The sequence below is a fragment of the Pseudomonas sp. URMO17WK12:I9 genome (assembly GCF_900230165.1).
GTDB classification, from domain to species: domain Bacteria; phylum Pseudomonadota; class Gammaproteobacteria; order Pseudomonadales; family Pseudomonadaceae; genus Aquipseudomonas; species Aquipseudomonas fulva.
In genome coordinates, this window is sequence record NZ_OCMQ01000004.1 from 259,620 (window position 1) to 283,223 (window position 23,604).

The window sequence follows — 23,604 nt, forward strand, 5'->3', positions numbered from 1 at the left end:
TTGCGAGAGCACGTTATGCCTGCCGAGCTAGACCGTATCGATCGCGCCCTGTTGACTGCCCTGCAAGGCAATGCACGCCTGACCATCGCCGAGTTGGCCGACCTGGTGTCGCTGACCACTTCGCCCTGTTGGCGGCGGGTCAAGCAGCTTGAAGAAAGCGGGTACATAACGGGCTATCAGGCTGTACTTTCACCCAGGGCGATGGGCTTTGGCGTAACCGCGTTCGTCAGCATCATGATGGAATCGCACACCAAGCAGACCGCGTTGGCATTCGAGCAGCAGCTGATGGCCATTCCACAAATCGTGGCCTGCCACAACATTTCGGGACGCTACGATTTTTTGCTTGAAGTGCTCGCCGCTGACCTGGAATCGTTCGGGGAGTTTACCCGTGAAGTGTTGCAACGGTTGCCGGGGGTCAAGGAAATCTATTCGAGTTTTTCGTACAAGGCGGTGAAGGAAGGGAGATCCATACCGGTGTTGTGAAGCTGTGCATGTGGGAGCGCTGGGGCCGCTGCGCGGCCCATCGCAGTCGGTCCGGCGCCCCGGTAATGCCGCTCCTACCCCAGACCGCGTGCTGCCTGAGTCAGCAGGCTCGCAGTTTTTTGTAGGAGGGGCATTGCCAAGGCGCTGGACTGGCGTCGGTCAGATCGCCCCACGCTGCCTCAACACATCCAGCACGAGCTTGACCCCTTCTTCCACGCTGGTGGCCTGGGTATCGATGACCAGATCGGCGTCCAGCGGCACATCGAACGGGAAGCTCTCGCCTGGAATGTTGTCACCTTCGGCCGCATACAGGCCCTGCGGATCGCGTTCGCGGCAGACCAGTGGCGAGGCCTGGACGTAGACGGTCACCAGGCGGTCCTTGCCGATCAGCGCCTTGGCTTGCTCACGGCCTTCGGCATCCGGGGCCACGAACGCGGCCAGGGTCAGCAAGCCGGCCTCGTTGAACTGGCGCGCCACATGGGCGGCGCGGCGCCAGTTCTCGGTACGGCCAGCGCGATCCTGTGGCAGGCCCTTGTTCAGGTCATGGCGCAGGTTCTGCCCGTCGAGTACGTAAACGGCGCGGCCCATGTCGAACAGCTTGCGCTCCACCGCGTAGGCCAAGGTGCTCTTGCCGGCGCCGGACAGGCCGCTGAACAGCACGGTTGCCGGTTGCTGGCCAAAGCGCAGGGCGCGCTCTTCGGTCGAGACATGCGCCGACTTGCCATGCTGCCCGGCGCTGCCATGGGGCAGTACGGGCTGGGCGATGATCATGCCGGCGCCCACGGTGCCGTTGGTCAGGCGGTCGATGACGATGAACGCACCGGTGGTGCGGTTGCTCTCGTAACCGTCCAGCGCAATGGCGCTGTCCAGGGACACCTTGACGCGACCGATTTCGTTCAGTTGCAAGGCGCTGGCAGCGCCCTTCTCCAGGGTATTGACGTCCACCTTGTGGGTGATGCTGGCAATCGAACCCGGCACGTAGCTGGTCGCACGCTTGATGTCGTACTTCTTGCCCGGCAGCATCGGCTCTTCGGCCATCCACACCAGCATGGCTTCGAACTGGTCGGTCACAGGCGGCACATTGTCGGCATGCACCAGCAGGTCGCCACGGGAGATGTCGATCTCGTCTTCCATGGTCAGGGTCACGGCCTGGCCCGGGCCTGCGCTTTCCAGCTCGCCTTCGTAGGTGACGATGGACTTCACCCGGCTGCTCTTGCCCGACGGCAGCACGACGACTTCATCGCCCTTGTGCACCACGCCGCTGGCCAGGGTGCCTGCGAAACCACGGAAGTTCAGGTTGGGGCGGTTGACGTACTGCACCGGGAAACGCAGGTCGGTGAAGTTGCGGTCGGCCGCCACTTCCACGGTTTCCAGGATTTCCATCAGGGTCGGGCCGGTGTACCACGGCGACTGTTCGCTGTGGTTGACCACGTTGTCACCCTTGAGCGCGGACATCGGCACAAAGTGCAGGCTGCTCGGCGTCAGGTTGATGGCTTCGGCGAATGCCAGGTAGTCGGCCTTGATCGACTCGAAGACACCTTCATCGAAGCCCTTGAGGTCCATCTTGTTGACGGCGACCACGATGTGCTTGATGCCCAGCAACGAGGCGATGTAGCTGTGGCGGCGGGTCTGGGTCTGCACACCGTAGCGCGCATCGACCAGGATGATGGCCAGGTCGCAGGTGGACGCGCCGGTCGCCATGTTGCGGGTGTACTGCTCGTGGCCCGGGGTGTCGGCGATGATGAACTTGCGTTTGGCCGTGGAGAAGTAGCGGTAGGCCACGTCGATGGTGATGCCCTGCTCGCGCTCGGCCTGCAGGCCATCGACCAGCAGCGCCAGGTCCACTTCCTCGCCCGTGGTGCCGGACTTCTTCGAATCACGGGTGATGGCTTCGAGGTGGTCCTCGTAGATCATCTTCGAGTCATGCAGCAGGCGCCCGATCAAGGTGCTCTTGCCGTCGTCCACGTTACCGCAGGTCAGGAAACGCAGCAGTTCTTTGCGCTCGTGCTGAGCCAGATAAGCGAGGATGTCTTCGCTGATCAAATCGGATTGGTGACTCATCTCATTCAAGCTCCAAGCTGTCAGCTTCAAGCGGCAAGCTTGTCGGCGTACAACTAGTTAGAAATTAGGTTGATCAACCCACTTGGCATTCTGGAGCGCTCGCGGGCCATGCAGGCGGCAATCCACAAGGTTCGAACGCAGCGCGTTCGACTGCTCTTGCAGCTTGCCGCTTGAAGCTTAGAAATAGCCCTGGCGTTTCTTGTCTTCCATGGACCCGGCGCCGTCGTGATCGATGACCCGGCCCTGGCGCTCGGAAGTGCGCGTCAGGAGCATTTCCTGAATGATGTCGGTGAGCGTCTCGGCTTCGGACTCCACGGCGCCCGTCAACGGGTAGCAGCCCAGGGTACGGAAACGCACCTTTTTCTTGACGATACGGGCTTTCTCTTCCTCGGACAGGTGCTCGAGGATGCGCTCGTCGTCGATCATGATCAGGGTGCCATTCTTCTCGATGACTTCGCGCTCGGCGGCGAAGTACAGCGGCACGATCGGGATGCCTTCAAGGTAGATGTACTGCCAGATGTCCAGCTCGGTCCAGTTCGACAGAGGGAACACACGAATGGACTCGCCCTTGTTGACCTTGCCGTTGTAGACGTTCCACAGCTCAGGGCGCTGGTTCTTCGGGTCCCAGCGGTGCTTGCTGTCACGGAAGGAGTACACGCGTTCCTTGGCTCGCGACTTTTCTTCGTCGCGGCGGGCGCCACCGAAAGCGGCATCGAAGCCATGCTTGTCCAGTGCCTGCTTGAGGCCCTGGGTCTTCATGATGTCGGTGTGCTTGGCGCTGCCATGGGTGAACGGGTTGATGCCCTGCGCCACACCCTCTGGGTTGACGTGGGTGATCAGGTCGAGCCCCATTTCCTCGACCATCTTGTCGCGGAAGCGGTACATCTCCTGGAATTTCCACTGGGTGTCGACGTGCATCACCGGGAACGGCAGCTTGCCCGGGAAGAAAGCCTTGCGCGCCAGGTGCAGCATCACGGCGGAATCCTTGCCGATCGAGTACAGCATGACCGGGTTGTCGAACTCGGCGGCCACCTCGCGGATGATATGGATGCTTTCCGCCTCCAGCTGTTTCAAGTGCGTCAGTTTGTCGACCATGGCTACTCACGAAAAACGATCTTATGGACGGCCAGCGGGCCGTGTTCGAGCGAGCCACTCTATCACAGCAGATGATTCTATTTAGACGCCTGGATAGATCGAAAGCGTCTAACCATATGACTGCGGGTTTGGGCTGCGGGTTGGCGCTCAAGCCCGCTGATCCATCATCTGGCCTGCGCCGACAGGCCGGTCAGATCGGATTGGGGCAATCGATGAACAGGTGCTCCACGGCAAAACGCCGTGCCAGGTAATCGCCCAATGCCTGCACCCCGTAACGCTCGGTCGCATGGTGTCCTGCGGCGATGAAGCTCACGCCGTTTTCGCGGGCGCTGTGGTAGGTCTGTTCCGACGCTTCGCCGGTCAGGTACAAGTCCACCCCGGCGGCGATCGCGGTGTCGATGTAGCCCTGCCCGCCGCCGGTGCACCACCCTACACGACGAACGACCCTGTCTTCTTCGACCAGCAATGGCTCACGCCCCAGCACATCCTGCACGCGTCGGGCGAAATCGCGGGCAGTCATGGGTTGGGCCAGCGACCCGACCAGCCCGACTACCTTGGGGTTTTCTGGATCCAGCGGGCCCTCGACGGTGATCTGAAGCTGTTGCGCCAGCTGCACGTTGTTGCCCACTTCCGGGTGGACGTCGAGCGGCAGGTGAAAGGCCAGCAGGCTGATGTCGTTGTTCAGCAGGGTTTTCAGGCGTCGCTGGCGAATGCCGGTGATGCAGGGGTTTTCCCCCTTCCAGAAATAACCATGGTGCACCAGCACGAGATCGGCTTGAGCCTCTACGGCCGCATCGAGCAAGGCCTGGCTGGCGGTCACGCCCGTGACGATGCGCCCGACCTGCGGCCGGCCTTCGACCTGCAAGCCATTGGGGCAATAGTCCTGGATCCTGCTGCTGCCCAGGTAGCGCTCGGCTTCTTCGACCAATGTACTCAGCGCGACGGCCATGGGAAATCTCCTCGAAAAAACTGGGTGCCTGCCAGGCGCAAGGCCTGGCGAAGGTCCGTATAATGCCGGCCATTATGGGCCGTCGTCGGCACTGGGGGAACCGGTGTATGATCGCGCGCCCACGCTCCAATGCGCGGCCCCAGGCCCCGGCTCTTTCCAGGATTCGTTCATGTTCAAGGCTCTGCGTTACTTTGGCTGGCCCCTGCTCACTGGCGTGCTCATCGCCGCCCTGATCATCCAACGCTTTCCGGAGTGGGTCGGCTTGCCCAGCCAGGATGTCAACCTGCAACAGGCGCCCCAGTCCACACAGGTGGTGCAGGGCCCGGTCTCCTATGCCGATGCCGTCACCCTGGCCGCGCCTGCGGTGGCCAACCTGTACACCACCAAGGTGGTGAACAAGAGCTCGCACCCGCTGTTCGAAGACCCGCAGTTCCGCCGGTTCTTCGGCGACAACCTGCCCAAGCAGCGCCGCTGGGAGTCCAGCCTGGGCTCGGCGGTGATCATGAGCCCCGAGGGCTATCTGCTGACCAACAACCACGTGACCAGCGGCGCCGACCAGATCGTCGTGGCGCTCAAGGATGGCCGGGAAACCTTGGCCAGGGTGATCGGCAGCGACCCGGAGACAGACCTGGCGGTGCTCAAGATCGACCTGAAGAAACTGCCGGCCATCACCATCGGGCGCTCCGACACCATTCGCATCGGCGACGTGTCGCTGGCGATCGGCAACCCGTTCGGCGTCGGCCAGACCGTGACCATGGGTATCATCAGCGCCACCGGCCGTAACCAGCTGGGCCTGAACAACTACGAAGATTTCATCCAGACCGACGCGGCGATCAACCCGGGCAATTCGGGCGGCGCCCTGGTGGATGCCAACGGCAACCTGATCGGCATCAACACCGCCATCTTCTCCAAGTCGGGTGGCTCGCAAGGCATCGGCTTTGCTATTCCAGTGAAGCTGGCCCTTGAGGTGATGAAGTCGATCGTCGAGCACGGCCAGGTCATCCGGGGCTGGCTGGGTATTGAGGTTCAGCCGCTCAGCACAGAGCTTGCCGAGTCGTTCGGCATGAAGGACCGGCCAGGCATCGTGGTGGCGGGCATTTTCCGCGAAGGCCCGGCGGCCAAGGCCGGCCTGCAGTTAGGGGATGTGATCCTGAGCATTAACGGCGAGCCGGCGGGCGATGGCCGCCGGTCGATGAACCAGGTGGCGCGCATCAAGCCCAACGAAAAGATCACCATCGAGGTGATGCGCAACGGTCAGCAGCTCAAGCTGATCGCCGAGGTAGGCCTGCGGCCACCGCCAGCGCCGGTGGCCAAGCAGGAAGAAAAGTAACGCAAGTGCCCAACATGTGGGCACTTGCGATTGGCCTGCGGCGCTACGCAGGCCATTCGCCCCTCTACTGCATCAGTGCAGAATCTGACTGAGGAACAAGCGCGTGCGGTCACTCTGTGGCCGGTCGAAGAAATCGTCCGGTGACGCCTGCTCGACGATCTCGCCCTTGTCCATGAAGATCACCCGATTCGCCACGGTGCGGGCAAAGCCCATTTCGTGGGTCACGCACAGCATGGTCATGCCATCTTCGGCCAGGCCAACCATGGTATCGAGCACTTCCTTGACCATTTCCGGGTCCAGCGCCGAGGTCGGCTCATCGAACAGCATGATTTTGGGCTTCATGCACAACGCCCGGGCGATGGCCACGCGCTGCTGCTGACCGCCAGACAACTGCCCGGGGTACTTGTGCGCCTGCTCGGGGATACGCACTCGCTCCAGGTAGTGCATGGCGATTTCCTCGGCCTTGCGCTTGGGCATCTTGCGCACCCACATGGGCGCCAGGGTGCAGTTTTCCAGGATGGTCAGGTGCGGAAACAGGTTGAAGTGCTGGAACACCATGCCCACTTCGCGGCGGATGGCCTCGATCTGCTTGAGGTCGTTGGTCAGTTCCACACCGTCGACCACGATCCGCCCCTGCTGGTGTTCCTCCAGACGGTTCAGGCAACGGATGGTGGTGGACTTGCCCGAACCCGAGGGCCCGCACAGCACGATGCGCTCGCCCTGGCGAACATTGAGATTGATGTCCTTGAGCACATGAAACTGGCCATACCACTTGTTCACGCCCTGCATCTGGATGATGCCTTCGGGGCCGGCAGGCTGCTTGATCGCTTCACTCATTTCGAAACTCCTAACGCTTGTGGCCAGTGTCCAGCTTGCGCTCCAGGTGCATGGAGTAGCGGGACATACCGAAACAGAAAATCCAGAAAACCAAGGCGGCGAACACATAGCCTTCGGTGGCCATGCCCAGCCAGGCCGGGTCGGCGGCAGCTTGCTTGACGCTGTTGAGCAGGTCGAACAGGCCGATGATGATCACCAGGCTGGTGTCCTTGAACAGGGCGATGAAGGTATTGACGATGCCGGGGATGACCAGCTTGAGCGCCTGGGGCAGGATCACCAGCCCCATCGAGCGCCAGTAGCCCAGCCCCATGGCGGCGGCGGCTTCGTACTGCCCCTTGGGGATGGCTTGCAGGCCGCCACGCACCACTTCGGCGATGTATGCCGACTGGAACAGGATCACCCCGATCATGGCCCGCAGCAGCTTGTCGAAGCTCATGCCCTCGGGCAGGAACAACGGCAGCATCACCGACGACATGAACAACACCGTGATCAGTGGCACGCCCCGCCAGAACTCGATGAAGGTCACGCACACCACTTTCACCGCCGGCATGCGCGAGCGCCGCCCCAGCGCCAGTACGATCCCCAGGGGCAAGGCCCCGACGATGCCCACGGTGGCAATCACCAGCGTCAGCATCAGGCCGCCCCATTGGCTGGTCGGTACCGTCTCCAGGCCAAACAGCCCGCCGTGCAGCAGGGTGTAGGCCACCAGCGGGTACAGCACCAGGAACCCCAGCCCGTAGACCGCCTTGCGCGGGAAGCTGCGGATGAACAGCGGCGCTGCGCCCAGCACCGCCAGCCATACCGTCAGGTCCACCCGCCAGCGCAACTCGGAGGGGTAATAGCCATACATGAACTGGCCGAAACGCTGCTGGATGAACACCCAGCAGGCGCCCTCCTTGGTGCAGTCGGCACGGGTGGTGCCCACCCAGTTCGCATCGATCAACGCCCATTGCAGCAGCGGTGGCACGATCAGCCAGACCAGGTAGATGGCGAACAGGGTAAGCAGGGTGTTGAGCCAGCTGGAGAACAGGTTGGCGCGCATCCAGGCGAGCACGCCGACGGTTTTCACCGGAGGCGGCATGTCAGGTTTGAAAACATGAGCATTCACAGACGTATCCTCACCGTTCGATCAGCGCGATGCGCTTGTTGTACCAGTTCATCAACAGCGAAATGCTGATGCTGATGGCCAGGTAGACGCTCATGGTGATGGCGATCACCTCGATGGCCTGGCCGGTCTGGTTGAGCACGGTGCCGGCGAACAGCGAGACCATTTCCGGATAGCCGATGCCTGCGGCCAGCGACGAGTTCTTCGCCAGGTTCAGGTACTGGCTGGTAAGCGGTGGAATGATCACGCGCAGTGCCTGCGGGATGATCACCTTGCGCAGGGTTGGCCCCTCGCGCAGCCCCAGCGAACGCGCAGCCTCGGTCTGGCCATGGCTGACCGAACGGATACCCGAGCGCACGATTTCGGCAATGAATGCTGCGGTGTAGATCGTCAAGGCCAGGGTCAACGCCAGTAGTTCAGGGATCAGTACCCAGCCGCCGACAAAGTTGAAGCCCTTGAGCTGCGGCACCTCCCACTGCACGGGGCTGCCGAACAACAGCACACAGGCACCCGGAATGGCGATCATCAGCGCCAGCCCCACCCAGAACTTGTGATACGGCTGGCCGGTTTCTTCGAAGCGCCGGTTGGCTCGACGCGCCATCAACACGGTTGCCAGCAAGGCTACCAGCAGGGCAGCCACGAATGGCCAGAAGCCTTCTGCCATGGAGGCTCCAGGCATGTTCAGGCCGCGGTTGCTGATAAAGAAAGCGTCATCGATGTTGATGCTGCCCCGCGGCCCCGGAAGGGTCAGGAACACGGCGAAGTACCAGAACAGGATCTGCAATAGCGGCGGGATGTTGCGGAAGGTTTCCACGTACACGGTAGCCAGCTTGTTGATCATCCAGTTCGGCGACAACCTGGCGACACCGATGATGAAGCCCAGCAGTGTGGCCAGCACCACCCCGATGAGGGTCACCAACAAGGTGTTGAGCAGCCCGATGACGAACACCCGCGCATAGCTGTCCGACTCCACATAGGGAATCAGGTGCTGAGCGATGCCGAAGCCGGCACTGCGGTCAAGAAAGTCGAAGCCCGAGGTGATGCCTCGGTGCTGCAGGTTGGTTTGCGTGTTGTGAAACAGGTACCAGCCCAGACCGACCACGAAGACGATGGTCAATAGCTGGAACAGCCACGCGCGCACACGTGGATCGCTCAGGGATAAACCCTTTCGTGCGCCAATTCGATTTTGCATGAAATGCCCCGAAGAGAAGGGTAGCGGACCGCCTGCGGCGGCGGGATGCCGCCGCAGGTGCAACCATTCAACGCACAGGTGGTGCGTACTGGATGCCGCCGTTGTTCCACAGGGCATTCATGCCACGGTCGATCTTCAGGTCGGTGCTCTGGCCAAGGTTCTTCTCGAACACCTCGCCGTAGTTGCCCACTTGCTTGACGATCTGCACTACCCAGTCCTTGGGCAGTTTGAGGTCCTTGCCGTACTCGCCGTCGCCACCCAGCAGACGCGCCACATCCGGGTTCTTGGTGCTCTTGGCCTCGGCCTCGACGTTCTTGGAGGTGATGCCGGCTTCTTCGGCATTGAGCATGGCGAACAGGGTCCACTTGACGATGCTGAACCACTCCTCGTCACCCTTGCGCACGACCGGGCCCAGCGGTTCCTTGGAAATGGTTTCCGGCAGTACCACGTAGTCGGTCGGGGCGGCGAGTTTGGAACGCTGGGCGAACAATTGGGACTTGTCCGACGTCAGCACGTCGCAACGGCCAGACTCCAGGGACTTGGCGCTCTCATCCGAAGTGTCGAAGGTGATGGGGGTGTATTTCAGGCCATTGGCGCGGAAGAAGTCCGATACGTTCAGTTCGGTCGTGGTGCCGGCCTGGATGCAGATGGTCGCGCCATCGAGCTCCTTGGCGCTGGATACGCCAAGCTTCTTGTTGACCAGGAAACCTACGCCGTCGTAGTAGGTGACCCCAGTGAACATCAGGCCCATGCCGGCATCGCGCGAGCTGGTCCAGGTGGTGTTGCGCGACAGCACGTCGACTTCGCCCGATTGCAGCGCGGTGAAGCGTTCCTTGGCGTTGAGCTGGCTGAACTTGACCTTGGTCGCGTCCCCGAACACTGCTGCCGCTACAGCGCGACAGACATCGGCGTCGATCCCGACGATCTTGCCTTGGGCATCTGGAACCGAGAAGCCAGGGAGACCGTCACTCACGCCACACTGGACGAAGCCCTTCTTCTTTACCGCATCGAGTGTCGCACCGGCCTGGGCCGTACTCACGGCGCCCAGGGCAGCGGCAGCGGTCAGGACTGCCAGGGTGGTTTTCAACATCTTCATTCACAACCTCCAAATCGCTCTTGTTGTATCGAGCCGGAATTGCACCGCACCCTTTTGAGGCGCATCCGACCCGTATTGGCTTGTTATTGGGTCACTTGGCGCAATGGGCTGTTCTGTGACAGCCTTCGCGTGCAAAGGGTGTTACCGTCTCGGCCTGTCCCTTGCATCACAGAGGGAAGTGCAAACCGCGTACCAGATTGCGCGGCTTGAGCGTTTAAGCACGAGTCAAGTAGGGAAAGTTGCATCGTTGCGACATTCTTTTTCCGGCTCGTCGGGCGCGCGCCTTCTTTTCAAGCACGACCCCTTCCACACGCACGTTTTCGGAGCAGCCATGACCGACCCACTCATTCTCGAACCCCAAAAAGCCGCAGATGCCTGTGTGATCTGGTTGCACGGCCTGGGCGCGGACCGTTACGACTTCCTACCGGTGGCCGAATTCATGCAGCAGCATCTGCTCACTGCCCGGTTCGTCATGCCCCAGGCGCCGACCCGGCCGGTGACCATCAATGGCGGCTATGCCATGCCCAGCTGGTACGACATCAAGGCCATGACGCCGGCCAGGGCCATAGACGAGGCCGAGCTCGAGGCCTCGGCCGAGCAGGTCATCGCCTTGATCAAGGCCGAGCAGGCCAAGGGCATCAGCCTGTCGCGCATCTTCCTGGCCGGGTTCTCCCAAGGGGGCGCCGTCGTGCTGCACACGGCCTATATAAAGTGGCAGGAAGCGCTGGGTGGCGTGCTGGCCCTTTCCACCTATGCCCCCACCTTCGCTGACGAGCACACGTTGAGTGCTTGCCAGCAACGCACCCCGGCCCTGTGCCTGCATGGTGTGCACGACCCGGTGGTGATCCCGTCGATGGGGCGCACGGCCTTCGAGTACCTGAACACCTGGGGCGTCGCTGCCCAATGGCACGAGTACCCGATGGAGCACGAAGTGATCGTCGAAGAACTCAATGACATCCTTCAATGGCTGGCCACGCAACTGCAGTGACCTGGGCGCACGGTTCGCTCAAGGCCATTGCACTACGCCGAGCGGGGATCTTGCATTACACTGCCCGGCGTACATTCCTTAACCAATTGACGAGATGACCGTGCTCAAGGCACTCAAGAAAATATTCGGCAAGGGAGACATTGCCCCCCAGGCCACTGCGCCCGCTGCCAGCACTACCCCGGCGCCAGCGGCCCCACAGGCCCATTTGCCAGCGGCCCCTGCCGTTGCGCGCAACCCGCCTGCCGCCCAAATCGAACACACTGCCGCCACCAAACCGGCCAGTGACAAACCGCGTCGAGAGCGCAAGCCAAAGCCCAAGCCGCAGGCCAGCCTGTGGAAACCGGAGGACTTTGTGGTCGAGCCCCAGGAGGGCAAGACCCGTTTCCACGACTTCAAGCTCTCCTCTGAGCTGATGCACGCCATTCACGATCTGGGGTTCCCCTACTGCACGCCGATCCAGGCGCAGGTGCTGGGCTTCACGCTGCGGGGCCAGGACGCGATCGGCAGGGCCCAGACCGGTACCGGCAAGACGGCCGCGTTCCTGATCTCGATCATTTCCCAGCTGCAACAGACGCCCCCGCCCAAGGAACGCTACATGGGCGAGCCACGCGCGCTGATCATCGCCCCCACGCGCGAGCTGGTGGTGCAGATTGCCAAGGACGCGGTCGCCCTGACCAAATACACCGGCCTGAACGTGATGAGCTTCGTCGGCGGCATGGACTTCGACAAGCAGCTCAAGGCCCTGGAAGCACGTCACTGCGACATCCTGGTGGCAACCCCCGGCCGCCTGCTGGATTTCAACCAGCGTGGCGAGGTGCACCTGGACATGGTCGAGGTGATGGTGCTGGATGAAGCCGACCGCATGCTGGACATGGGCTTCATCCCGCAGGTGCGTCAGATCATTCGCCAGACGCCGCCCAAGAGCGAGCGCCAGACGTTGCTGTTCTCGGCCACCTTCACTGATGACGTGATGAACCTGGCCAAGCAGTGGACGACCGATCCCGCCATCGTCGAGATCGAGCCCGAGAACGTGGCCAGCGAAACGGTCGAGCAGCACGTTTACGCGGTGGCTGGCAGCGACAAATACAAGCTGCTGTACAACCTGGTGACCCAGAACAAGTGGGAACGGGTGATGGTGTTCGCCAATCGCAAGGACGAAGTGCGCCGTATCGAGGAAAAACTGGTACGCGATGGCGTCAATGCCGCGCAGTTGTCCGGCGATGTACCCCAGCACAAGCGTATCCGTACCCTCGAGAACTTCCGTGAGGGGCGTATCACGGTGCTGGTGGCGACCGATGTGGCTGGGCGCGGGATTCATATCGACGGCATCAGCCACGTCATCAATTTCACCCTGCCGGAAGACCCTGACGATTACGTGCACCGGATCGGCCGTACCGGCCGGGCAGGCACGAGCGGCGTGTCGATCAGCTTTGCCGGCGAAGATGATTCCTACCAGTTACCAGCGATCGAAACGCTGCTGGGGCGCAAGATCAAGTGTGAAATGCCGCCTGATGAGTTGCTCAAGCCAGTGCCGCGCAAGCACACGTGATCGGGTTGCGGGCGGTCAGGTCGATGATGCCCATGCTCCGGGCCCTGACCACCGGATCGGCCGCAATGGGCCGCGCAGCGACCCTGGGCGTTGAGCCTGCATGACTGAACCCTGGGCGTTTCTGCGACGCTCAAGGTCAATCGCTCCCTCTACCCCCACCGCCCCGCCGCGTCCTGGTCGCTCTGACGTCCTTCCACCCATCGCTCCCCTTGCCCGGTCGTTTCCTTCTTCCAGAACGGTGCACGGGTCTTCAGGTAATCCATGATGAAGTTGCAAGCCTCGAACGAGGCCTGCCGATGGGCACTGGCCACCCCAACGAACACGATCGGCTCACCGGGCGCCAAGTAACCCACGCGGTGCAGCACCTCGACCTTGAGCAACGGCCAGCGCTGCTGCGCCTCGGCCACGATCTTGGCCAGGGCCTTCTCGGTCATGCCGGGATAATGCTCAAGCATCATACCCGCCACGTCCTGGCCGTCGTTGAAGTCCCGCACGTAGCCGATGAAGCTGACCACTGCCCCGACACCCACGTTGGCCGCGTGCAAGGCGTTGGTCTCAACGCCTGGGTCGAAAGCGCCTTCCTGTACCCGAACGGCCATGCTCAACCTCCGGTTACAGGCGGAAAGAACGCCACTTCATCGCCCTCTTGCACAGGCTCATCCAGCCTGCACAATTCCTCGTTGCGGGCGCACATCAGGTTTTGCTCGGCCAGCACCTGATAAGGCTCGCCTCTACCCACCAACGCCAGGCGCACATCGTCCACATCCTTGAACGTCCCTTCGAGCGACTCGCTACCGCGTCCCAGTCGCTCCCGGTAGCGAGCGAAATACATCACCTTGATCTTCATCAGCCTTGCACCTTGTACGGGCCGCTTTTTCCGCCCAGCTTCTCCAACAAGCGCACTTGCTCGATGACCATGCCCTTGTCCACGGCCTTGCACATGTCGTAGAGGGTCAATGCAGCCACGCTGGCTGCCGTCAGCGCTTCCATCTCCACGCCGGTCTGCCCGGCCAGCTTGCACCGGGCGACGATGCGCACTGCATCACTGCCCTCGGCGCTGAGCTCGACCTTGACACTGGTCAGCATCAGCGGGTGACACAACGGAATCAGGTCGCTGGTCTTCTTCGCCGCCTGAATGCCGGCGATGCGCGCTACAGCGAAGACATCACCCTTGGGATGCTCACCGTCCACGATCATTTGCAGGGTGTGCGGCAACATGCGCACGCGCGCTTCGGCTGTGGCCTCGCGCTCGGTCACGGCTTTTTCAGTGACGTCGACCATGTTGGCCCGCCCTTGGGAATCAAGATGTGTCAGCACTGCTCTGCTCCTGTGAAGGGAGCAGAGAGTGTAAACCGGTGGGTCAGGTTTGAGCAGGGGCCAGGCCGACGCATCGCGGCCAGAAGCCGCCGGGCGGCGAACCGCCCAGCGCACGGGGCTACATGTGGGACTCGGCGAACTCGGCCAGCACCGACCGAGGAACCCCTTGCAGGGTGATGTGCACGCCGTGGGGGAAGTCCTTGAAGCGTTCGGTCAGGTAGGTCAGGCCCGAACTGGTCGCGGACAGGTACGGTGTATCGATCTGCGCCAGGTTGCCCAGGCACACCACCTTCGACCCTGCGCCGGCACGGGTGATGATGGTTTTCATCTGGTGCGGCGTGAGGTTCTGGCACTCGTCGATGAGGATCAGGCTCTGCTGGAAGCTGCGACCACGGATGTAGTTGAGCGACTTGAACTGCAGCGGCACCCGCTCGAGGATGTACTCGACACTGCCATGGGTGCTTTCGTCGTCCATGTGCAAGGCTTCGAGGTTGTCGGTGATGGCGCCCAGCCAGGGCTCCATCTTCTCGGCCTCTGTGCCCGGTAGAAAACCGATCTCCTGGTCGAGCCCCTGCACGCTACGGGTGGCGATGATGCGCCGGTAGCGCTTGCTGACCATGGTCTGCTCGATGGCCGCCGCCAGCGCCAGGATGGTCTTGCCCGAACCCGCCGCCCCGGTCAGGTTGACCAGGTGGATATCCGGATCGAGCAGCGCCAACAACGCCAGGCTCTGATGAATGTCACGCGGCTTCAAGCCCCAGGCTTCCTGGTGCAGCAAGGGCTCCTGGTGCAGGTCGAGCAGTAGCAGTTCGCCCTCGCGCGTGCCCTTGATCCAGCCGACGAACCCTTGCTCATCGATGATGAACTCGTTCACGTGCACCGCTGGCAGCGGCTCGGCCAATTGCACCCTGTGCCAGGTACGGCCACGCTCCTGACGCGTGTCGACCTTGCTGACCCGGTCCCAGAACGAGCCGGTGACCGAGTGGTAGCCCTTGGACAACAGCGACACGTCGTCGACCAACTGGTCGGTGCTGTAGTCCTCGGCGGCAATGCCGCAGGCACGCGCCTTCAGGCGCATGTTGATGTCCTTGGTGACCAGCACCACGTCCAAGTCGGTACGCCGTGCCCTGACTTCGAGCAGCTGATTGATGATGATGTTGTCGTTGAGGGTTTCGGGCAACAGCTTGTTCGGCTCGTTGCGCGGGGTCATCAGGATGGACAGATAACCTTTTGGCCCACTTTTGCCACGCTGGATGGGTACCCCCTGCTCCACCACGCTGGGCGAGGCATCACCCAGCGTCTGGTCGATCAGGCGGATGGCCTGGCGGCATTCGGCAGCGATACTTTGCTTACCGGCCTTGAGCTTGTCCAGTTCCTCCAGCACCGTCATGGGAATGGCGACGTGGTGCTCCTCGAAGTTGAGTAATGCGTTGGGGTCGTGAATCAGGACGTTGGTATCGAGCACATAGAGGATTGGCTTGCTGGAGGAAGGGGTGCGTCCTTGGTCATCCATACTCGGTCACCTTATGTCGAAGCGGCACGGCGTGGTCTGTTACGCCGCGGAGTGACTGCCGTTCTTCCCGTATCCGCGTTGTTACGGGCGGGAAGCGATCTGGCCAGGTGGACCCATGTGACGCCACCTGTGCTGCAGGAATCGGCTGTCTGGTTTCTTCATACCGCAAAAGCCATGACCGGAAAAAGCATTTTCATACGATTGCCAACTTTATTTTTCTGATTGACGAACAGGCCTTGGCGCCAGCGCCAAGCAGGTCTACAGTCAGAAGTCAGGTTGCTGCGCGCCCTGTCCGTATTCGCGACAATCCTGCCAACCAATGCCGCTTTGCGCGGTGTGTTCAAGCAGCCACTGCAGCGCAGGCCTGGCCTTGGGCAACGCGTCATGAAACTGGATTACGCCTTTGCGCCATAGCAGCATCAAGGTCAACACACGCTGGGCTGAGGCCTGCGCACTCAAGCCCGAGTCGTCCTGCGCATCGATATCCCACAGCGAGACCTGCAACTGCTGGCGCTGCATGAAGGCCTGGCCGTCGGCCCGCCGCTGGCCATAGGGCGGGCGAAACAGCGGCACGTACTGCTCGGGCAGGTCTGCCCGCACCCGTGCCTGGCTGCGGCTGATCGAGGCCTGCCAATCCGTCCACTGCGCGTGGGACCGGTACTCCCACCCCTGAATGCCTACGCACTGCCCTTCATACAAGCGCCGCAGGGCCGCCAGCGATTCGCCGTCACGACGTTGCTGCAAACGGCTGCCGAGCACGAAGAACGTCCCATCGAGCTTCTGCTTGCGCAGGTAGGCGGTCAACGCGTCTGTGGTGCCCGCCGCCGCGCCCGGCCCACCGGCAAAGGTGAGCAGAAACAGCCGGTCATTGAGCTCATCGCCGTTGCGTTCGGCCGCCGACAGCCGCTGTACTTCGCTGCTGGTCTGCGGCAACAACGCCGCCTTGCGCAGTTGCTCGTTCAGGTACTGCTCATGAAATTGCCGGCTGGGCTCGATCCAGCCCGTGTAGAACTCACCCACATCCGTGGCGAAGCTCGCCGCTTGCAAGCGCAGTTCGGCCATCGACGTCACCGCATAGCAAAAGGACGCATCCTGCTCGCAACTGCGTTGCGCCTGTTGATAACCTTGCCAAAGCCGCTGCCACAGCCGCGCCCTCACCTGCCTGACCTTCTGCACGTTGACCTGCCGCAGGCCCAGGCGAGCTGCCAAGGTATTCTCGTCGAGCAGCTCGTTCTCGTGCAGCACCCGGGCGAACGAGAGTATTTCGGCCCGTGATGCCACATCGAACAGCGCAGGGCTGTCCAGCTGCTCCGGCCACAGGCCACGGTCCAGGCTGGCCGGCGTGGCAGGGGCGGCTTGAACGGCCAGGCTCAACAGGCCAGCCAGCAGGGCTGTAACGAGGCGCACGGTCAGGGCTCCGCTCAAGGAAAACAGGCACTATAGCCGCTGTATCGGCCATGGGCGTTGACTATTGTCGCCATAGTTTGGACTTGCCTCTTCCAACCCTTAGAATCCCCGCTCAACGATGCCAGGAGCCGATCCGATGCTGACGGTGATTTCCCCCGCCAAGACCCTCGACTACGACACCCCGCCGGTGACCGAGCGTTTCACCCTGCCCCGCCACCTCGACCATTCCCAGGAACTGATCGAGCAGCTGCGAGCAATGAGCCCGGCGCAGATCAGCGAACTGATGCACCTGTCCGACAAGCTGGCGGGCCTGAACGCCGCGCGTTTCGGCAGTTGGACACCCGCCTTCACGCCAGAGAACGCCAAGCAGGCCCTGCTGGCTTTCAAAGGTGACGTCTACACCGGCCTGGACGCCCAGACCTTGACTGAAGACGACCTCAGCTACGCCCAGGATCACCTGCGCATGCTCTCCGGCCTCTACGGCCTGTTGCGCCCTCTGGACCTGATGCAGCCCTATCGCCTGGAAATGGGCACCAAACTGGCCAACGCCCGTGGCAAGGACCTGTACGCGTTCTGGGGCACGCGCATCAGCGAGTGGCTCAACGAGGCCCTGGCCGAACAGGGCGACGATGTGCTGCTGAATCTGGCCAGCAACGAATATTTCAGCGCGGTCAAGCGCAGCGCCCTGAAGGCCCGGGTGATCAACGTGGACTTCAAGGACCTGAAAAACGGCCAGCACAAGATCATCAGCTTCTATGCCAAGAAAGCGCGCGGCATGATGAGCCGCTTCGTCATCGAAGAGCGCATCAGTGACCCGACGCAGCTCAAGCAGTTCGACGTGCAGGGGTATTACTACAGCGCCGAGCAGTCGAAGGCCGAACACCTGGTGTTCTTGCGGGATCAGCCCGACGCATAGGGCGCTGAGCGCAACGGGTCGTCAGGGCAGCCTGTGTGCCACCTTGGCATCATGGGTGACCACCAGCAAGGTCGTGCCTCTTTCCTGGTTGAGGGTCAGCAGCAGGTGCAGCACCTGCTCACCGGTCTGGGCGTCAAGGCTCCCGGTGGGCTCGTCGGCCACCAGCAGGCTCGGCTCGGTCACCAACGCACGCGCGATCGCCACACGTTGGCGCTGACCACCGGACATCTCGGCGGGCCGCTTGCCCGCCTGGCTGGCAAGGCCTACGGCACGCAATTGCACCTCGGCGTGCTGGCGAGCAACGGGCAAGCGCAGCCCTCGATACGATAGCGGCAACGCCACGTTGTCCAGGGCGCACAACCGCGGCAGCAGGTTGAAACTCTGGAAGACGAAGCCGATCAGGCGGTTGCGCATCACGGCGCGCTGGTCGGCGCTGGCGCCTGTCATGTCGGTACCGCCGATCCATACCTGGCCTGCGCACGGGCGGTCCAACAGCCCGATCAGGTTCAGCAACGTGCTCTTGCCCGAACCGGACGGGCCGATGACAGCGCACGTCTGCCCGCTGGGGATCAGCAGGTCGATGCCTTGAAGCACCGGCACGTCACCCTGAAACCGGCTGACATTGCACAGCTGTACGGCGGGCATCATGCGGGCTTGCCTGGTTCGTCAGGGCCTTCGAGCGGCGGGTGATCCTTCTTTGCCCGGTCTTCAAGCTTGAGGGCGGTTTTCAGGAGGGTGTCTATCAGAGAATCGGCTTCATCGCCGTGCGGTGGTTCGGTTCTGCCTATCATCGCAGTCAAATCAAATTCGTAGTTTCTAAAACTCGCCTCCATGATAGGAGGAAGTTTTTTGTAGTAATCGATCATTTCCCTCAGCGCATCGTCCCTGAAGCCTGTCCTGTCGTATTCCGCGTTGGCTTTGTCAACGATGTAGCGGGTCCACTGCGAATAACGATGACCCAATTCAGCACTGGCAGCGAGCCGCTCGTTGTAGGTGAAGTCTTCGCCCTCATCGTAACCAATCAGCGCCAATTGCTCTGTGGTGAGGTGTTTGAAGGGGTTGGCATCTTTCCCGTTGATAAAATCAGTTGCTTGCCGCGCCCTGGCTAACAGCGCCTGATCTTGCGTATCAGGGATGAAGGCATCATGCAGCGCCTTTGTATAGACGTAGCCTTGACCGCCTAGACCCATTTGAATGCGCGACCCAAGCTCCGCCAACTCCTGCCGACTCAGCTGGCTATCTCGGACAGCCGCTCGCTGCGCCGCCGCCGCGAGTTGACGGCCCAACGCTGAAACATCAGAACTTGACTCATGTATTTCAAACACGGGCGCTACGTTGCCCGCGTTCGTACCGGTCGTTGCCTCCTTTGCCCGCGTTACAGGTACAGCCCCTGCGGAAAAACTTGCCGTTCTCGAAATATGTTCCATCGCCGCACCTCGATTTGAAATTCCGGGAGTTCAATCGGTGAAAGTGCCTGCGTTTGCCATCAGCGCCAATCCAACAGCAAAGCAGGCTACGGAGCCGAGTTACTTCATGGTGAATTCGGCTTTCCAGGCGTAGTTGGAACTGAACCCCGAGTTAACGGCGGTGCAGGTTGCACCGCCGGCCGGCGTGGCAGTCTTGTTCCACTTAGGCTGCTTGATACCTCCTGACATCATCATGACGAACGTCGTGCTGAAGGCGCATGACTTGCGCCCTTGCGAATAGCGGAGCATTGCACCATTGGTGTCAGGGCTCACCAGACGCTGCACGGTGAACCTGATGCTCTCACCCGGTTTCACTTCATCGTGCGGCTTAGGGTTGGCAATCTGATACGTACTGGTCTCGTTCGCATTGGTCAGCTGGAGTTTCACCGACTCGGTTCCAAGATTTCTGAACGTCACTTCAACGGGTGGCCCGGCAAGGGCTGCAGCCGCCGCCAGCATGACGGCGGTGGCAGACAGGATTCGCATGCAGTTCTTCATCGTTTCAAGCCTCGTCTCTTCCATGTGGTTAGGGAGCAGACGCCTGCGTGGGCCGGCAACGCATGGACTGCGACGATCCTTCGTTCACAGCCGCCGATGACGACGTCTAGCCACGTTGGCGGCCCGGTGCTGAAAAACCTTAGGAAGCGAAGGGCCTTCAAGCGTTACGAAATATGGCGAGAAATCGTGAAACCCAGCCGTAAAGGACTGTTTATTGACGTCAAGAAATAAACACCGGTCCAAAAAATCTCAGATTGCCACCATCGCTCAGGCCGATTTTTTTAGTTTTTTTTCGCACCCGACGCTCATGCTGGCATATAAACATCTCGAAACATTTTCGCCCTTTATATACCGAGGTCAAACCGCCTCGTGCCATCAATTTGAAATTGTATGACCCTCGCGAAATACTGAAAAAACCCGCATACGAATGAATCTCAGGCCGGAACTTCTCTCAACCCTACTGCTCATAGGTGCCGTAACGATTTTGCTGTTCGTAGGTTGTAAGAGATGGCCTAAAGATAAATTCCCATACCGGAAAGTTGCCAGCATCTCGATATCAAACCCTGGCAATAAAATGTCGCGCCCAGCACGTCAATAATGGCCACGCCCAGCGCGGGTAATTGAACGCTATGGTTTTTATTTTAAATAGCACACCCAGCGACCCGGCACCTGTACATAAACATGAACAGACGTGCCGACCGCACCCAAGTACTTTCTAAGCGTGGCTCAAATGGGCGTGCTCAACTAAGCACTTTAAACGCATACGTTTAATGTTGAATGTGATTGCCTGGGGCGATGCCGATAATCGCCACGCCCCCGTGCGCCCTGAATTTGTTGTTGATCAACCCCACTCGGCACCTGCAAGTACAAGTGCCAGCGTGATAACACACGAGGTGATAGCGATGCGTATCAGCATCTTTGGTTTGGGTTATGTAGGTGCCGTCTGTTCAGGTTGCCTGACTGCACGTGGCCATGACGTAATTGGCGTCGATGTCTCGGCCACCAAGATCGACTTGATCAACCAGGGTAAGTCGCCCATCGTCGAACCAGGCCTGGAGGCGCTGTTGCAGCAGGGCATCGCCAATGGCCGCCTGCGGGGGACCACCGACTTTGCCGAGGCCATCCGGGCCAGCGATGTGTCGATGATCTGCGTGGGCACCCCCAGCAAGAAGAATGGCGACCTGGGCCTTGAGTACATCGAATCGGTGTGCCGCGAGATCGGTTTCGTACTGCGTGAAAAAGCCAGCCGCCACACCATCGTGGTACGCAGTACCGTGTTGCCGGGCACCGTGAAGAACGTGGTAATACCGCTGCTCGAAGACTGCTCCGGCAAACGTGCCGGCATCGACTTCGGCGTCGCAGTCAACCCTGAGTTCCTGCGGGAGAGCACGGCCATCAAGGACTACGACCATCCGCCGATGACCGTCATCGGTGAGCTCGACAGCGCCAGTGGCGACGTGCTCCAGGCGCTCTACGAAGAACTCGATGCACCTGTCATCCGCAAGTCGGTCGAAGTGGCCGAGATGATCAAGTACACCTGCAACGTGTGGCATGCCACCAAGGTGACCTTCGCCAACGAGATCGGCAACATCGCCAAGGCCGTGGGCGTCGATGGCCGCGAAGTGATGGAAGTGGTCTGCCAGGACAAGGCGCTGAACCTGTCCCAGTACTACCTGCGTCCCGGCTTCGCCTTCGGCGGCTCGTGCCTGCCCAAGGATGTCCGTGCACTGACCTACCGCGCCGCCAGCCTCGATGTGAAAGCGCCCCTGCTCGATTCGCTGATGCGCAGCAACGAGTCCCAGGTGCAGAACGCCTTCGACCTGATCGACAGCCACGACAAGCGCAAGGTGGCCCTGCTGGGCCTGAGCTTCAAGGCCGGCACCGATGACCTGCGTGAAAGCCCACTGGTGGAGCTGGCCGAGCGCCTGATCGGCAAGGGCTACCAGTTGGACATCTATGACGAGAACGTGCAGTACGCCCGGGTACACGGGGCGAACAAAGAGTACATCGAATCGAAGATCCCGCACGTGTCCTCGCTGCTCAATGCCGATTTCCAGAAGGTGATCGACAACGCCGACATCATCGTGCTCGGCAACCGTGACGAGCAGTTCCGCGCCCTGGCCCAGCACGCGCCGGCCGGCAAGCAAGTGATCGACCTGGTGGGCTTCATGGCCAAGCCCACCAGCCCCGATGGCCGCACCGAAGGCATCTGCTGGTAACGCCTGGCCAGGCGACGCGGTGCCCCATCCCGCGTCGCCCCTACCCTGAATTCTTCACGGATGCTGAACATGCAAAGGCTTAAGACAGCGCTGCTGCAGTGCGCCGGTTGGTTGTTCTACATGAGCCTTCTCATGCTGATCGCCCTGGCCCTGCCAGCCGACATCTTCGACCCGCAGTCCAGGCACTTCATCTTCCTGGTCGGCGCAGTTGGCATCTGGCGTTACTCCATGGGCGCCACCCACTTCATCCGTGGCATGGTCTTTCTGTACGGCGTCTATCCGTACCTGCGCCGCAAGGTGCAGAAGATGGGCCAGGCAGCCGATCCGTCCCATGTCTACCTGATGGTCACCAGCTTTCGCATCGAAGCGCTGACCACCGCCCAGGTGTACAGCTCGGTGATTCGCGAGGCGATCGACTGCGGCTTCCCCACCACCGTGGTCTGTTCGCTGGTGGAGATGTCGGACGAACTGCTGGTCAAGAGCCTGTGGGCCAGGTACAACCCGCCCCCTCATGTCACCCTGGACATCGTGCGCATCGCAGGTACCGGCAAACGCGATGGCCTTGCCTACGGCTTTCGCGCCATTTCCCGCATGCTGCCCGATGACGATGCCGTGGTGGCGGTGATCGACGGCGACACCGTGCTGGACGAGGGCGTGGTGCGCAAGACCGTGCCGTGGTTCAAGCTGTTCCCCAACGTCGGCGGCCTGACCACCAACGAGTTCTGCGAAGTGCGCGGCGGCTACATCATGAGCGAGTGGCACAAGCTGCGCTTCGCCCAGCGCCACATCAACATGTGTTCCATGGCCCTGTCCAAGCGCGTGCTGACCATGACTGGCCGCATGTCGATGTTCCGCGCCAGCGTGGTGACCAACCCCGAGTTCATCGCCGACGTGGAAAGCGACGCGTTGATGCACTGGCGCCTGGGGCGCTTCAAGTTCCTGACCGGTGACGACAAGTCCAGCTGGTTCAGCCTGATGCGCCTGGGTTACGACACGTTTTACGTGCCCGATGCGGCCATCAACACGGTCGAGCATCCGCCTGAAAAAAGCTTCTTCAAGGCCAGCCGCAAGCTGATGTACCGCTGGTACGGCAACAACCTTCGGCAGAATTCACGCGCCCTTGGGCTTGGCCTGCGCCGCCTGGGGCTGTTCACCAGCATCGTGCTGTTCGATCAGCGGGTCTCGATGTGGACCAGCCTGCTGGGCCTGACAGTGGCCCTCATCGCCAGCCTGAAATTCGGCATGGCCTACCTGCTGGTGTACCTGCTGTGGATCGGTTTCACCCGCCTGGTACTCACCTTCATGCTGCTGTGCTCGGGCCACAGCGTTGGCCCGGCCTACCCGGTGATTCTCTATTACAACCAGATCGTCGGCGCGCTGATGAAGATCTACGTGTTCTTCCGCCTCGACAAACAGTCGTGGACGCGCCAGCCCACCACCCTCAAGCGTGACCTCGCCAGCTTTCAACAATGGTTCAACACCTGGTCCTCGCGGGCCATGACCTTTTCGGCTGCCAGCCTGTTCGTCGCTGCGCTGTTCATGGTCGTGTGACCCCGCCCCGGATCGGAACTAACAGGAACAAC

At 61.3% G+C, this 23,604-nt stretch carries 22 protein-coding genes; 7 read left to right on the forward strand and 15 right to left on the reverse strand.

Annotation, left to right across the window (positions count from 1 at the left end):
* Window positions 1–15: 15 nt before the first annotated feature.
* The gene (locus CRP40_RS11430) at window positions 16–483 is read left to right on the forward strand and encodes an Lrp/AsnC family transcriptional regulator (RefSeq protein WP_027914463.1); all 468 of its coding nucleotides are present in this window, start codon (window positions 16–18) and stop codon (window positions 481–483) included.
* Window positions 484–642: 159 nt separating this feature from the next.
* Here CRP40_RS11430 and cysN read toward each other — a convergent pair whose 3' ends face one another.
* From cysN to CRP40_RS11445, 3 genes are all read right to left on the reverse strand, one after another.
* On the reverse strand, window positions 643–2,544 hold the full coding sequence (gene cysN, locus CRP40_RS11435; protein WP_027914462.1) for a sulfate adenylyltransferase subunit CysN: 1,902 nt from the start codon (window positions 2,542–2,544) through the stop codon (window positions 643–645).
* A 177-nt stretch (window positions 2,545–2,721) separates the two neighbouring features.
* Window positions 2,722–3,639, reverse strand: a complete 918-nt coding sequence (gene cysD / locus CRP40_RS11440; RefSeq protein WP_023534492.1) for a sulfate adenylyltransferase subunit CysD — start codon at window positions 3,637–3,639, stop codon at window positions 2,722–2,724.
* Between the two features lie 190 nt (window positions 3,640–3,829).
* Window positions 3,830–4,588, reverse strand: coding sequence for a Nif3-like dinuclear metal center hexameric protein (locus tag CRP40_RS11445; RefSeq protein ID WP_027914461.1), 759 nt, complete (start codon window positions 4,586–4,588; stop codon window positions 3,830–3,832).
* 169 nt (window positions 4,589–4,757) lie between these two features.
* Here CRP40_RS11445 and algW point away from each other — a divergent pair, with 169 nt between their 5' ends.
* Window positions 4,758–5,918 (forward strand): Do family serine endopeptidase AlgW, encoded by a 1,161-nt coding sequence (gene algW, locus CRP40_RS11450; RefSeq protein WP_027914460.1) that lies wholly within the window; start codon window positions 4,758–4,760, stop codon window positions 5,916–5,918.
* Window positions 5,919–5,990: 72 nt separating this feature from the next.
* Here algW and CRP40_RS11455 read toward each other — a convergent pair whose 3' ends face one another.
* The 4 genes from CRP40_RS11455 to CRP40_RS11470 form a co-directional block, all read right to left on the reverse strand.
* Window positions 5,991–6,755 carry an amino acid ABC transporter ATP-binding protein gene (locus tag CRP40_RS11455; RefSeq protein WP_027914459.1) on the reverse strand — a complete coding sequence of 255 codons (765 nt, stop codon included), beginning with the start codon at window positions 6,753–6,755 and terminating at the stop codon, window positions 5,991–5,993.
* 10 nt (window positions 6,756–6,765) lie between these two features.
* Window positions 6,766–7,863 carry an amino acid ABC transporter permease gene (locus tag CRP40_RS11460; RefSeq protein ID WP_023534443.1) on the reverse strand — a complete coding sequence of 366 codons (1,098 nt, stop codon included), beginning with the start codon at window positions 7,861–7,863 and terminating at the stop codon, window positions 6,766–6,768.
* 10 nt (window positions 7,864–7,873) lie between these two features.
* Window positions 7,874–9,052, reverse strand: coding sequence for an amino acid ABC transporter permease (locus CRP40_RS11465; protein ID WP_027914458.1), 1,179 nt, complete (start codon window positions 9,050–9,052; stop codon window positions 7,874–7,876).
* Between the two features lie 67 nt (window positions 9,053–9,119).
* The gene (locus CRP40_RS11470; protein WP_027914457.1) at window positions 9,120–10,148 is read right to left on the reverse strand and encodes an amino acid ABC transporter substrate-binding protein; all 1,029 of its coding nucleotides are present in this window, start codon (window positions 10,146–10,148) and stop codon (window positions 9,120–9,122) included.
* Between the two features lie 331 nt (window positions 10,149–10,479).
* On the opposite strand from CRP40_RS11470, the gene CRP40_RS11475 reads away from it, so the two are divergent.
* Together CRP40_RS11475 and rhlB are read left to right on the forward strand one after the other, a co-directional pair.
* Window positions 10,480–11,136, forward strand: a complete 657-nt coding sequence (locus CRP40_RS11475; protein WP_027914456.1) for an alpha/beta fold hydrolase — start codon at window positions 10,480–10,482, stop codon at window positions 11,134–11,136.
* Between the two features lie 100 nt (window positions 11,137–11,236).
* Complete coding sequence (gene rhlB / locus CRP40_RS11480; RefSeq protein WP_027914455.1) at window positions 11,237–12,685, forward strand: ATP-dependent RNA helicase RhlB; 1,449 nt, start codon at window positions 11,237–11,239, stop codon at window positions 12,683–12,685.
* A gap of 149 nt (window positions 12,686–12,834) precedes the next feature.
* Here rhlB and moaE read toward each other — a convergent pair whose 3' ends face one another.
* The 5 genes from moaE to CRP40_RS11505 all read right to left on the reverse strand — a co-directional run bounded on the left by moaE (window position 12,835) and on the right by CRP40_RS11505 (window position 16,922).
* Entirely contained in the window at window positions 12,835–13,284 is a 450-nt protein-coding gene (gene moaE / locus CRP40_RS11485) for a molybdopterin synthase catalytic subunit MoaE (protein WP_027914454.1), read from the reverse strand.
* Between the two features lie 2 nt (window positions 13,285–13,286).
* Entirely contained in the window at window positions 13,287–13,532 is a 246-nt protein-coding gene (locus tag CRP40_RS11490; protein WP_027914453.1) for a MoaD/ThiS family protein, read from the reverse strand.
* Window positions 13,532–14,002 (reverse strand): cyclic pyranopterin monophosphate synthase MoaC, encoded by a 471-nt coding sequence (gene moaC, locus CRP40_RS11495; protein ID WP_023534451.1) that lies wholly within the window; start codon window positions 14,000–14,002, stop codon window positions 13,532–13,534. Before moaC ends, CRP40_RS11490 begins: the two co-directional genes overlap by 1 nt.
* A gap of 118 nt (window positions 14,003–14,120) precedes the next feature.
* Window positions 14,121–15,515, reverse strand: coding sequence for a PhoH family protein (locus CRP40_RS11500; protein ID WP_023534350.1), 1,395 nt, complete (start codon window positions 15,513–15,515; stop codon window positions 14,121–14,123).
* A gap of 264 nt (window positions 15,516–15,779) precedes the next feature.
* Window positions 15,780–16,922, reverse strand: coding sequence for a polysaccharide deacetylase family protein (locus CRP40_RS11505; protein ID WP_027914452.1), 1,143 nt, complete (start codon window positions 16,920–16,922; stop codon window positions 15,780–15,782).
* A 136-nt stretch (window positions 16,923–17,058) separates the two neighbouring features.
* On the opposite strand from CRP40_RS11505, the gene yaaA reads away from it, so the two are divergent.
* Window positions 17,059–17,838: a peroxide stress protein YaaA gene (gene yaaA, locus CRP40_RS11510; protein WP_027914451.1), complete on the forward strand. Its 780-nt coding sequence runs from the start codon at window positions 17,059–17,061 to the stop codon at window positions 17,836–17,838.
* Between the two features lie 21 nt (window positions 17,839–17,859).
* Here yaaA and CRP40_RS11515 read toward each other — a convergent pair whose 3' ends face one another.
* The 3 genes from CRP40_RS11515 to CRP40_RS11525 all read right to left on the reverse strand — a co-directional run bounded on the left by CRP40_RS11515 (window position 17,860) and on the right by CRP40_RS11525 (window position 19,790).
* Window positions 17,860–18,486, reverse strand: a complete 627-nt coding sequence (locus tag CRP40_RS11515) for an ABC transporter ATP-binding protein (RefSeq protein WP_033695030.1) — start codon at window positions 18,484–18,486, stop codon at window positions 17,860–17,862.
* Complete coding sequence (locus CRP40_RS11520) at window positions 18,483–19,265, reverse strand: hypothetical protein (protein WP_141400905.1); 783 nt, start codon at window positions 19,263–19,265, stop codon at window positions 18,483–18,485. Before CRP40_RS11520 ends, CRP40_RS11515 begins: the two co-directional genes overlap by 4 nt.
* A 99-nt stretch (window positions 19,266–19,364) precedes the next feature.
* Complete coding sequence (locus CRP40_RS11525; protein WP_225806670.1) at window positions 19,365–19,790, reverse strand: hypothetical protein; 426 nt, start codon at window positions 19,788–19,790, stop codon at window positions 19,365–19,367.
* Window positions 19,791–20,704: 914 nt separating this feature from the next.
* Here CRP40_RS11525 and CRP40_RS11530 point away from each other — a divergent pair.
* Both CRP40_RS11530 and alg8 read left to right on the forward strand, forming a co-directional pair.
* Window positions 20,705–22,021 carry a UDP-glucose/GDP-mannose dehydrogenase family protein gene (locus CRP40_RS11530; protein ID WP_027914449.1) on the forward strand — a complete coding sequence of 439 codons (1,317 nt, stop codon included), beginning with the start codon at window positions 20,705–20,707 and terminating at the stop codon, window positions 22,019–22,021.
* Window positions 22,022–22,090: 69 nt separating this feature from the next.
* The gene (gene alg8 / locus CRP40_RS11535; protein WP_161780414.1) at window positions 22,091–23,572 is read left to right on the forward strand and encodes a mannuronan synthase; all 1,482 of its coding nucleotides are present in this window, start codon (window positions 22,091–22,093) and stop codon (window positions 23,570–23,572) included.
* Window positions 23,573–23,604: the final 32 nt, after the last annotated feature.

Bases quoted from the DNA above. Each gene is read 5' to 3' on its own strand.
- CRP40_RS11430 (WP_027914463.1), top strand. From the start codon at position 16: ATGCCTGCCGAGCTAGACCGTATCGATCGCGCCCTGTTGACTGCCCTG.
- cysN (WP_027914462.1), bottom strand. From the start codon at position 2,544: ATGAGTCACCAATCCGATTTGATCAGCGAAGACATCCTCGCTTATCTG.
- cysD (WP_023534492.1), bottom strand. From the start codon at position 3,639: ATGGTCGACAAACTGACGCACTTGAAACAGCTGGAGGCGGAAAGCATC.
- CRP40_RS11445 (WP_027914461.1), bottom strand. From the start codon at position 4,588: ATGGCCGTCGCGCTGAGTACATTGGTCGAAGAAGCCGAGCGCTACCTG.
- algW (WP_027914460.1), top strand. From the start codon at position 4,758: ATGTTCAAGGCTCTGCGTTACTTTGGCTGGCCCCTGCTCACTGGCGTG.
- CRP40_RS11455 (WP_027914459.1), bottom strand. From the start codon at position 6,755: ATGAGTGAAGCGATCAAGCAGCCTGCCGGCCCCGAAGGCATCATCCAG.
- CRP40_RS11465 (WP_027914458.1), bottom strand. From the start codon at position 9,052: ATGCAAAATCGAATTGGCGCACGAAAGGGTTTATCCCTGAGCGATCCA.
- CRP40_RS11470 (WP_027914457.1), bottom strand. From the start codon at position 10,148: ATGAAGATGTTGAAAACCACCCTGGCAGTCCTGACCGCTGCCGCTGCC.
- CRP40_RS11475 (WP_027914456.1), top strand. From the start codon at position 10,480: ATGACCGACCCACTCATTCTCGAACCCCAAAAAGCCGCAGATGCCTGT.
- moaE (WP_027914454.1), bottom strand. From the start codon at position 13,284: ATGGCCGTTCGGGTACAGGAAGGCGCTTTCGACCCAGGCGTTGAGACC.
- CRP40_RS11490 (WP_027914453.1), bottom strand. From the start codon at position 13,532: ATGAAGATCAAGGTGATGTATTTCGCTCGCTACCGGGAGCGACTGGGA.
- CRP40_RS11500 (WP_023534350.1), bottom strand. From the start codon at position 15,515: ATGGATGACCAAGGACGCACCCCTTCCTCCAGCAAGCCAATCCTCTAT.
- yaaA (WP_027914451.1), top strand. From the start codon at position 17,059: ATGCTGACGGTGATTTCCCCCGCCAAGACCCTCGACTACGACACCCCG.
- CRP40_RS11515 (WP_033695030.1), bottom strand. From the start codon at position 18,486: ATGATGCCCGCCGTACAGCTGTGCAATGTCAGCCGGTTTCAGGGTGAC.
- CRP40_RS11520 (WP_141400905.1), bottom strand. From the start codon at position 19,265: ATGGAACATATTTCGAGAACGGCAAGTTTTTCCGCAGGGGCTGTACCT.
- CRP40_RS11525 (WP_225806670.1), bottom strand. From the start codon at position 19,790: ATGCGAATCCTGTCTGCCACCGCCGTCATGCTGGCGGCGGCTGCAGCC.
- CRP40_RS11530 (WP_027914449.1), top strand. From the start codon at position 20,705: ATGCGTATCAGCATCTTTGGTTTGGGTTATGTAGGTGCCGTCTGTTCA.
- alg8 (WP_161780414.1), top strand. From the start codon at position 22,091: ATGCAAAGGCTTAAGACAGCGCTGCTGCAGTGCGCCGGTTGGTTGTTC.